General features: G+C 63.8%; 8 protein-coding genes and 1 pseudogene. 5 read left to right on the top strand and 4 right to left on the bottom strand.

Going from position 1 to position 9875, the window contains the following annotated elements; translation table 11 throughout:
* From EN964_RS13690 to EN964_RS13680, 3 genes are all read right to left on the bottom strand, one after another.
* The coding region (locus tag EN964_RS13690) for an efflux RND transporter permease subunit (RefSeq protein ID WP_164775815.1) at positions 1-1825 on the bottom strand (1825 nt) is incomplete at its 3' end.
* Positions 1822-2901: an efflux RND transporter periplasmic adaptor subunit gene (locus tag EN964_RS13685; protein ID WP_127270819.1), complete on the bottom strand. Its 1080-nt coding sequence runs from the start codon at positions 2899-2901 to the stop codon at positions 1822-1824. The genes EN964_RS13685 and EN964_RS13690, both read right to left, overlap by 4 nt.
* Positions 2898-4037: an efflux RND transporter periplasmic adaptor subunit gene (locus EN964_RS13680; protein ID WP_127272390.1), complete on the bottom strand. Its 1140-nt coding sequence runs from the start codon at positions 4035-4037 to the stop codon at positions 2898-2900. Before EN964_RS13680 ends, EN964_RS13685 begins: the two co-directional genes overlap by 4 nt.
* 247 nt (positions 4038-4284) lie before the next feature.
* Between EN964_RS13680 and EN964_RS13675 the strand changes: the two genes are divergently transcribed.
* On the top strand, positions 4285-5562 hold the full coding sequence (locus EN964_RS13675) for a 4-aminobutyrate--2-oxoglutarate transaminase (RefSeq protein ID WP_023811424.1): 1278 nt from the start codon (positions 4285-4287) through the stop codon (positions 5560-5562).
* Between the two features lie 118 nt (positions 5563-5680).
* On the opposite strand, the gene EN964_RS13670 is transcribed toward EN964_RS13675, so the two are convergent.
* The gene (locus EN964_RS13670) at positions 5681-6934 is read right to left on the bottom strand and encodes an NAD(P)/FAD-dependent oxidoreductase (protein ID WP_127270716.1); all 1254 of its coding nucleotides are present in this window, start codon (positions 6932-6934) and stop codon (positions 5681-5683) included.
* Positions 6935-7367: 433 nt separating this feature from the next.
* Here EN964_RS13670 and EN964_RS13665 point away from each other — a divergent pair, with 433 nt between their 5' ends.
* The 4 genes and pseudogenes from EN964_RS13665 to EN964_RS13650 all read left to right on the top strand — a co-directional run.
* Positions 7368-8657, top strand: a complete 1290-nt coding sequence (locus EN964_RS13665) for an imelysin family protein (RefSeq protein WP_127270714.1) — start codon at positions 7368-7370, stop codon at positions 8655-8657.
* A 110-nt stretch (positions 8658-8767) separates the two neighbouring features.
* Positions 8768-9079, top strand: coding sequence for a (2Fe-2S)-binding protein (locus EN964_RS13660; protein WP_023811421.1), 312 nt, complete (start codon positions 8768-8770; stop codon positions 9077-9079).
* Complete coding sequence (bfr, locus tag EN964_RS13655; protein WP_013527914.1) at positions 9045-9530, top strand: bacterioferritin; 486 nt, start codon at positions 9045-9047, stop codon at positions 9528-9530. The genes EN964_RS13660 and bfr overlap by 35 nt, the downstream gene beginning before the upstream one ends.
* A gap of 12 nt (positions 9531-9542) precedes the next feature.
* Positions 9543-9875: pseudogene (locus EN964_RS13650) on the top strand (thiol oxidoreductase); the annotation flags it as partial.

The raw sequence follows: 9875 nt of genomic DNA, 5'->3' as shown, positions 1-9875 counted from the left end.
CGTCATAGGCGAGCACGAAACGCACCGCGCCCTGGCCGATATAGGACGAAAAATGGTCGATGTCGGGATTGCCGACCAGCGCCCGCTGCTCGAACCGCTCCATCTGGTCGCGCGTATCGGCGATCGAGGCATTCTGCGGCAGGTTCCAGTCGACGATCAGCTCCGGCCGGTCCGATGGCGGAAAGAACTGCTGCTGCACCAGCCCGAAGCCGGCGATCGAGCCGGCAAACAAAAGCACTGTGACGATGATGGTCAGCCAGTGATGGCGCACCGAGCCGACAAGCACGCGCCGGAAAAGCGAGGTGAAGCGGCCAGGCTGGTCGTGATGCTTGGTTTTCATCGTCGCCGGCAGGATGGTGACGCCGAGCAGTGGCGCAAACAGCACCGCCACGACCCATGACACCAGCAGCGAAACGGCGATGACCACGAACAGGGTGAAGGTATATTCGCCGGCGGCGCTGTTGTTGAGGCCGATCGGGATGAAGCCGGCGACCGTCACCAGCGTACCGGTCAGCATCGGAAAGGCGGTCGATGTGTAGACATAGGTCGCCGCCTTGCGCAGATTGTCGCCGACCTCCAGCCGCGCCACCATCATCTCGACCGCGATCATCGCGTCGTCGACCAGAAGCCCGAGCGAGATGATCAGCGCCCCCAGGGAAATACGCTGCAGCGAAATGCCGAGATAGGCCATGACCGTGAAGGTGATGGCCAGCACCAGCGGGATCGACAGCGCCACGACGAAGCCGGCGCGCATGCCGAGGCTGATGAACGACACGGCGAGCACGATGGCGACCGCCTCGAACAGCGCGCGCGTAAAGCCCGAGACGGCCTCCTCGACGATGACCGGCTGGTCGGCCACCAGATGCACGCCGACACCGACCGGCAGGTCGGCCAGCACCTTGTCCATCTCCTTGTGCAGCGCCTCGCCGAACTCGAGCAGGTTGGCGTTGGGTTTCATGCCGATGGCGAGCCCGATGGCGTCCTGGCCGTTGAAGCGGAATAGCGCCGTAGGCGGATCGACATAGCCGCGCGTGATCGTCGCCACGTCGCTGAGGCGGAAGAAACGGTCATCGACCCGCAGATTGATGGCGCGCAGGCTGTCCTCGGAGGTGAACTGCCCGCCGACCCGCACGCTGATGCGCTCCGGCCCGGACTGGATGACGCCGGACGGCGTGATCGCGTTCTGCGCCTGCAGGCTCGCCACGATCGCTTGCTGGTTGAGGCCGAGGGCGGCGATCTGGCGGGTCGAGAATTCGAGATAGATCGCCTCGTCCTGGGCGCCGACGAGGTCGACCTTGCCGGCGTTGGGCACGGTCAGGATTTTTGTTCTGGCGTCCTCGACATAGTCGCGCAACTGGCGCGGCGTCAGCCCGTCCGATGTGAAGGCGTAGATGTTGCCATAGACGTCGCCGAAGCTGTCGTTGAAGAAGGGTCCCTGCACCCCCTGCGGAAACTGCGCCGCGATGTCGTTGACCATGTTGCGCACCTGAATCCAGTTCGGCACGACATCGCGTGCTTTGGTGGTGTCCTTCAGGTTGACGAAGATGACGGTCTGGCCGGCCGTGGTGACGGACTTGGTGTAGTCGAGGCTGTCGAGTTCCTCGAGTTTCTTCTCGATACGGTCGGTCACCTGCTGCACGGTTTCCCTGACCGAGGCGCCCGGCCAGTTGGCCTGGATGATCATCGTCTTGATGGTGAAATTGGGGTCTTCTTCACGGCCGAGATTGAGGTAGGAGAACACGCCAGCCACGACGAAGACAAGCATGAAATACCAGACCATGGAGCGGTGGTTGAGCGCCCAGTCGGAGAGATTGAAGCCTTTCATGAGGCCCCTCCCTCGGGCACTGTCACCTTCTGGCCTTCGCTCAGGCTGTGGACGCCCGCCGTGACAACACGCATGCCGGCCTCCAGCCCCTCGGCCACCGTGAAGGTGCCGCCATTCTTCGACGCGACCTTTATGTCGTGTGCGTTCACGCTGGATGTCTGCGGGTCGACGATCCATACTTTCGCGGAACCGTTCTTTTCGAACAGCGCCGACATGGGCAATTCGATCGTCGGTGCCACCTTGGTCACGCGGGTCGCCGTCACCGTCGAGCCGAGCCGGAAGGCCTGTGGCGGATCCGTGAGCGTCAGCTTGACGCGCCGCGTGCGGGTCGAGCCCTCGGATTGCGGTGCGATCTCGCGCAGCTTGGCCCCGGTCTGGATCGTAGGCAGCGACTGCAGGATCACCTGGAAGGGCGTGCCGGCCTCAAGATCACCGGTCAATTGATCGGGAATGTCGACCACCGCCTCGCGCAGGTCCGAACGCGCCACGGTGACGACGGTCTGGCCGGGCGAGACCGTCTGGCCAACTTCGGCGCCGACCGCGGTGACGACACCGTCGAAATCAGAGAACAGCCTGGCATAGCCGAGCTGTTCCTGCGATTTGGCAAGCGAAGCCTTGGCCCGCTCGACACCTGCCTCCGCGGCTTTGCGCGCCTGCTGCGCGGCATCGAAGACAGCTTGCGTGGCGTTGGCCGAGGCGAGCAACTGGCGCTGCCGTTCCTCGCTGGCGGCGGCGTTGGCGAGCTGCGCCTCGGCATTGGACAGTTCCGCCTTGGCCGCCTGGAGGCCCAACTCCAGTGCGGTCGGATCCAGTGCCGCTATCGTCGTGCCCTTGCTGACGATGTCGCCGACCTGGACGTCGCGCGAGACGACCCGGCCAAGCAGGCGGAAGGCCAGGTCGGCGCTGACCTGCGGTTCGACGGATCCGGCAAAACCGAAGATTTGCGTGGTGCGCGGCTCGATCACCATCGACAGCACCGGTCGGACGATCTCGGGCGGCTTTTCCTCCGACTTGGAGCAGGATGCCAGCGCGCCGAGCATGAGCACGCCGAGCAGGATGCGTGGCGTCCGGCTCATTGGCCCGCTCCCGATATCTCGATCGTCTGTCCAGGGCTGAGCAGCTGTCCTCCAGCGGTGACGACGCTCTGGCCCGCGTCCAGCCCCTTGGCGATCACGACCGTGCCCGAATTGAACGCCAGCACTTCGACTGGCGCCATCGTCACTGCCTTGGTCGAGGGATCGACGATCCAGACCGCCGGCTTGCCGCCGCTGGACGTCAGCGCCTGCCAAGGCAGCAGGATCGCCTTCGCCGGCTTGGCGCTTACCGTGCCGATGACGGCTGCCCCAAGCGGCATGCCGGCGGGCGTGTCGGGAATGGCGATTTTGACCCGGATCGAGCCCGAAGCCGGGTCGACCGCAGGCGAGATTTCGCGGACCTTGCCCGTCGCCCTGACCTGCGGATCGGACAACAGCGTGATCGTCACCGCAGGCGATGCCGGTGCCTTGGCGATCAGCGTCTCCTGCACGTTGAACACGGCGTCGCGGTCACCGTCCTCGGCGACGGTGAAGACGGTTTGCGCGGCTTGCACCACTTGGCCGGTTTCGACTTGGCGGGCGGTGATCACGCCGGCGGCACCGGCCTTGAGCTCGGTGAAGGACAGGTTTTGCTGGGCGTTGGAGAAAGCGCTCTGCGCGGCTTCGACGCTGCCTTGTGCCACCTTCAGGGCCTGGTCCGCGGCGTCATAATCGCGCCTGGTGGTAAAACCCTGGGCGAGCAGCGTCTTCTGCCGTTCGAAGGCGGCGGCGGACTGGGTCAATTGCGCCTGCGCCGCGTCGAGATCGGCCTGCGCCGAGCGCAAATCGGATTCCTGCTCCTGCGGATCGATCCGGGCGAGCACCGTGCCTTGATCGACATGCTGGCCGACATCGACAAACCGTTCGGCGACGCGACCGCCGACCCGGAACGACAGATTGTTCAGCGTACGCGCCGCGATCACCCCGGTCAGTGAGGTCCTTGGCGCATAGTCGGCCATCGCCACCGTTTCGGTGCGCACCATGACCGGCAATTTCTTGTCCGCCGCCTCCTGCTTCTGGCAGCCGGTTAGCAGAAGAGCCGCCGTGCAAGCGAAAAGCACCGAGGCGATCGGACAAGAAAACAGGCAGGGGGTTTTGACCGACGGCCGCGAGACGGACGATGTCGCGTTCCTGCTCATGGACTCCCCCAGCCCCGTGGGCGGCTAGCGCGGATCGCGAGACCTCGCGGATATCTGGAGGATAGTCGATCCCCGGGAAAAGGAAACCGGTGTCGTACGTGTATCGGGCAACTGGTTAAGCGCCGGGATCCACCTGTCGCAGGCCCAATCGCCTGCCGGTGGTGCCGACTTGAGGAAAACGTGAAATAAGGTCAGAAGACGTCTCAACGGCATCAAACAGGACGGGCGCCGGCCCGGTGAGGATACGATGAAGAATTCAGCCATTTCCGAACGCAAGAACCAATCGATTTCCCGCGGCGTCGGCATGACCACGCAGATCTATGCCGACCGGGCTGAAAATTCGGAAATCTGGGATGTCGAGGGACGTCGCTATATCGATTTCTCGTCGGGCATCGCCGTGGTCAACACCGGGCATCGCCATCCCAGGGTGATCGAGGCGGTCAAGGCACAGCTCGACCGCTTCACCCACACCTGCCACCAGGTGGTGCCCTATGAGAGCTATGTGCGCCTGGCCGAACGGCTGAACGGCATGCTGCCTGGCAAGTTCGAGAAGAAGACGATCTTCGTCACCACCGGGGCCGAGGCGGTAGAGAACGCCATCAAGATCGCCCGCAATGCCACCGGCCGTCAGGCGGTCATCGCCTTCGCCGGCGGCTTCCATGGCCGCACCTTCATGGGCATGGCGCTTACCGGCAAGGTCGTGCCCTACAAGGTCGGCTTCGGCGCCATGCCGGGCGACGTCTATCATGCGCCGTTCCCGGTGCCGCTGCACGGTGTCTCGGTCGCCGACTCGCTGGCCGCGCTCGACCGGCTGTTCAAGGCCGATGTCGATCCGGCCCGCGTCGCAGCCATCATCATCGAGCCGGTTCAGGGCGAAGGCGGTTTCTACGACGCGCCGCGTGATTTCCTGGTTGCGCTGCGCAAGCTTTGCGACCAGCACGGCATGCTGCTGATCGCCGACGAAGTGCAGACCGGCTTTGCCCGCACCGGCAAGATGTTTGCGATGGATCACCATGAGGTGGCCGCCGACATCACCACCATGGCCAAGAGCCTGGCCGGCGGTTTTCCCTTGGCCGCGGTCACCGGCCGCGCCGAAATCATGGATGCGCCCGGCCCCGGCGGGCTCGGCGGCACCTATGGCGGCAGCCCGATCGGTGTTGCCGCCGCGCACGCCGTGCTCGACGTGATCGAGGACGAAAACCTGTGCGACCGCGCCAACACGCTGGGCGCAAGGCTGAAGCAGCGGCTGCAGTCGATCCGTGACGACGTGCCCGAGATCGTCGACATCAGAGGCCTCGGCTTCATGAATGCGGTCGAGTTCAACGACGTCAAGAAGGGCCTGCCGTCGGCCGAGATCGCCAATGCGATCCGGTTGAAGGCGCTCGACAAGGGCCTGATCCTGCTGACCTGCGGTGTCTACGGCAACGTCATCCGCTTCCTGGCGCCGATCACCATCCAGGACGAGGTCATGAACGAAGCACTCGACATCCTGGAAAGCTCGATCCGCGAAGTCTGCGCCGCCTGAACTTCTACCTCCCCCTTGTGGGGAGGTCGGGCCGAAGGTCCGGGTGGGGGCTTGGCGCCCACCCCCACCCCGCTGCTTCGCAGCGACCCTCCCCACAAGGGGGAGGGTAAGCGGGGGGCTAGCCCGCAGCCCTTGCAGGCTCATCCTGCTGGAATGCGGCCAGCGCCGCCTTCAGACCGTCAGGTCCCTCAGCAACCAGCTGCGGCGTCGGCGAGAAGCCGGCGCCGAGCATCTTGCGGCCAAGCATGTGGTCGCCGGGACGGTTGACCGATTCGATACCGAGCAGCCGGTCGCCGGCATAGTGGTAGATCGAGAACTTGTTGTCGGGCAGGTCGCCCAGCACGACATGGCTGTCGCCGCCGGCGGTCAGGCCGACCATCTGCAATTTGATGTCGCCGATGTCGGACCAGAACCATGGCACCGCCGAATAGGCGTCGGCATGGCCCGATATCGTGCGCGCGGCAAGCCGCGCCTGGTCGGTGGCATTCTGCACCGATTCCAGCCGCACGTCGCCGCCGGTGAACCAGTGCCGGTAGGAGGCAGCATCGCCAATGGCGAGAATCTCCGGCATCGACGTGCGCATCTGATGATCGACGCGAATGCCGTTGGCGATGCTGAGGCCGGCCGCCTGCGCCAGTTCTAAATTCGGCACGGCACCAACGCCGACGATGAGCATGCGCGCCGGCAGCCTTTCGCCTGATGAGGTGATGGCGGCCGTGACATGACCGTTTTCGCCATCGAGCCTGGCGATGGAGGTGCCGGTGAGGATGCGCACGCCTGTCGCCTCCAGCCGTTGCCGGACGTGGCTCGCCACGATCGGCGCCACGGCGCGGCCGAGCAGCCGGTCCACCGCCTCGACCACTGTCACCGTGCGACCGGCGGCCCTCAACGTGGCTGCGATCTCCAACCCGATGAAACCGCCGCCGAGGATGACGACTTCGTCGCTTTGCGTGCTGAGGTCGCGGATCAGCCGCGCATCGGCCAGCGAGCGCAGCGACAGCACACCGGACAGGTCGGCACCGGGCAGCGGCAGCGTGCGCGGGCGCGAGCCTGTCGCCAGGATCAGGTGGTCAAAGGCCAGCGCACCACCGCCGGCAATATCCAAACTGCGGCGTCCGGCATCGATCCGATCGATCCTGACGCCGGGCCGGTAATCGATGGCGCTGCCGGTGTAAAAGGCCTCGCCGCGCAAGGGTTGCGGCTTGGCCTCGGCATCCTTGATGAAAGTCTTCGACAGCGGCGGCTTGTGATAGGGAAGTTCGTCCTCATCCCCAACGAGGATCACCGGCCCGTCATAGCCGTCTTCGCGCAGACTGGCGGCCGCTTGCACGCCCGCATGACCCGCGCCGACAATGACCACACCGTTCTTCATCGCATCCAATCCTGATTCTACCCTAGGATGTTTCGCCAGATGGCAATTGTCTGGCACCGCTGCAAGCGAGCTTTTGCGGGTCGCATCCGGGATGGCGGCTGTCAATCGCACAGTTCAGCGGCAAGACCGGTGCAGGAAAATGCATAAAGTTGAGAGTCGTAGTTTAGAATAATTCTAAACTGTTGTTTCAATTGACTTTTCTTGCGGATTGTCATTGACATCCGACGATGTCGCAGCTTTATGGAGGCTCGCGCGTCAGCGCATCCCTTTAATGTCTGGGCCTTGAACCCTTTCGATTGGAGGCATTTTGGTGTCTTTCTTCCGCGAACCGCGCGATGGCGCGGCATCTCTTGCGCCCAATGGCCCACAGATGGCCTGGCGCCGGTTGCTGCGCGCGCCGTTTACAGAATTTCCGAGAAACTGGAGAGTGATTATGACAGCACGATATGGCAGCAGGCTTGCGGCGATCGGCGCCACTGCCCTGCTGACGGCGGCGGTATTCGTGTTGCCGGCAAAGGCGGAAACCGATGCAAAGGCGGTCATCAAGACCTATTCCGACATCGCACTCGCCAAATACGAGGATTCGTTGACCACCGCGCAGGCGCTCGACAAGGCGGTCGACGCGCTGCTCGCCGCGCCATCGGTGGAACCCCTCAACGCTGCCCGTGACGCCTGGAAGGCATCGCGCGTTCCCTACCAGCAGACCGAGGTCTACCGCTTCGGCAACAAGATCGTCGACGACTGGGAAGGCAAGGTGAACTCCTGGCCGCTGGATGAAGGCTTGATCGACTACGTTGCCAAGAGCTACGGCACCGAATCGGACGCGAACGCGCTCTACACGGCCAATGTGATCGCCAACAAGGAGATCGAGATCAACGGCAAGAAGGTCGATGCATCGAAGCTTTCGCCGGAGTTCCTCTCCGGCACGCTGCAGGGAGCCGGCGGCATCGAGGCCAATGTCGCCACCGGCTACCACGCCATCGAATTCCTGCTCTGGGGCCAGGACCTGCATGGCACCGGCCCGGGTGCCGGCGAGCGCCCCTATACCGACTACGACCTCAAGAACTGCACCGGCGGCAATTGCGATCGCCGCGCCGAGTATCTGAAATCGGCCAGCGACCTTCTGGTTTCGGATATTCAGGAGATGGTCGGCAACTGGAAGGAAGACGGCGCCGCCCGCAAGGCTCTCGTCGATGGCGAGCCGAACACGGCGATCTCGACCATCTTCACCGGCATGGGCTCGCTGTCCTACGGCGAACTGGCCGGCGAGCGCATGAAGCTCGGCCTGCTGCTGCATGATCCGGAAGAGGAGCACGATTGCTTCTCCGACAACACCTACAATTCGCATCTCTACGACGCCATCGGCATTCGCGCGGCCTATCATGCGAGCTACACGCGTCTCGACGGCACCGTCGTTTCGGGTCCCTCGGTGGCCGATATGGTGAAGGCGGCCGATCCGGCGATCGACAAGGAACTGTCTGACAAGCTCGATGTCACCGTCGCCAAGATGGAGGCGATCAAGGCGCGTGCACTGGCCGGCGAGGCCTATGACCAGCAGATCGCCGAGGGCAACGTTGAGGGCAACGCCACCGTGCAGGCGGCGATCGATGCGCTGATCGATCAGACCAAGTCGATTGAGCGCGCCGTCGGCTCCCTGAAGCTCAGCACCATCGCCTTCGAAGGGTCCGACAGCCTCGACGCGCCGGACAAGGTGTTCAAGTAAGGGCCGAAAGACAGGAGACTGATCCGGAGCCGGACCGGCTCTGGAACGGCCTCCGCTAGAAAATCAAGCCACACGGCGCGGGAGACGCCGTCAGCCAGCCGAGCAAGCCAATGCTGATTTGTCATTGCAATATCATCACCGAGAAGGAGATCGAGCAGACGATCGTCGGGCTGCTGGACCAGGATCCCTGGCAGCTGATCGTGCCGGCGAAGATCTATCATGCCATGCAAAAGCGCGGTCGCTGTTGCGGCTGCTTCCCAAATGTGGTGGAAACGATCATTCGGGTCACCGAAAATTACCACGCCCGCTCGGAGGCGAGCGGCGTGGATGTCGTTTCACACCTGGATCGCGTCAGAGGCCTGCGCGTCCAATACGGGAGCAGAATTCATGAAAGGCGATCCGCAGATCATCGAGCGGCTTAACGAGGCTCTTTTTCTGGAGCTTGGGGCCGTCAATCAGTACTGGGTGCATTTCCGTCTGCTTGAGGACTGGGGATACGCCAAGCTGGCAAAGAAGGAGCGGGCGGAATCGATCGAGGAGATGCACCATGCCGACAAGCTCGTCGCCCGTATCATCTTCCTCGAAGGCCATCCGAACCTGCAGTCCGTGGCGCCGTTGCGCATCGGGCAGAACGTCAAGGAAGTGCTCGAATCCGATCTTGCCGGCGAATATGACGCACGTACCGCCTACAAGCGCTCGCGCGAAATCTGCAACGACGCCGGCGACTACGTGACGATGAAGCTGTTCGAGGAATTGCTCGCCGACGAGGAGGGTCACATCGACTTTCTCGAGACGCAGCTCGACCTGCTTGCCTCGATCGGCGAGGAAAAATACGGCCAGCTCAACGCCGCATCGGCGGACGAGGCGGAGTAAGGGCATGCGGGAATGCGGCGCCTGCTAGAATTCATGCGCCGCTCGCGGCGGGCCAATGGCTCGCCGCTCCTTCGCAAGACGCCGGCCGGATTGGCGCGTCGGCGCTATGTCGTGCTCGTGTTGGCGCTTGCCTCCTCGGCGATGGCCGGTGATCTTCAGCCTGCCGGGCTCGCCACCACGCGCACCGACCTCAATGCGAAGGACCAGGCGCGCGTCATCGCCGTCACGAGGCCGACCGCGGATTTTTCCAGGCCAGAGCAGTTCGAACTGATGCAAGGTGGCGCCGGCACGTCCCGGAAGGACGTCAGCCGCGATTCCTTCTCGCAATCCTCGGCCAACATCACC

The organism is Mesorhizobium sp. M7A.F.Ca.CA.001.10.2.1 (assembly GCF_003998575.1).
Classification (GTDB): Bacteria; Pseudomonadota; Alphaproteobacteria; order Rhizobiales; family Rhizobiaceae; genus Mesorhizobium.
Note: the sequence above shows the minus strand (reverse complement) of the source record. Positions and strands in the feature narration are given on the sequence as shown.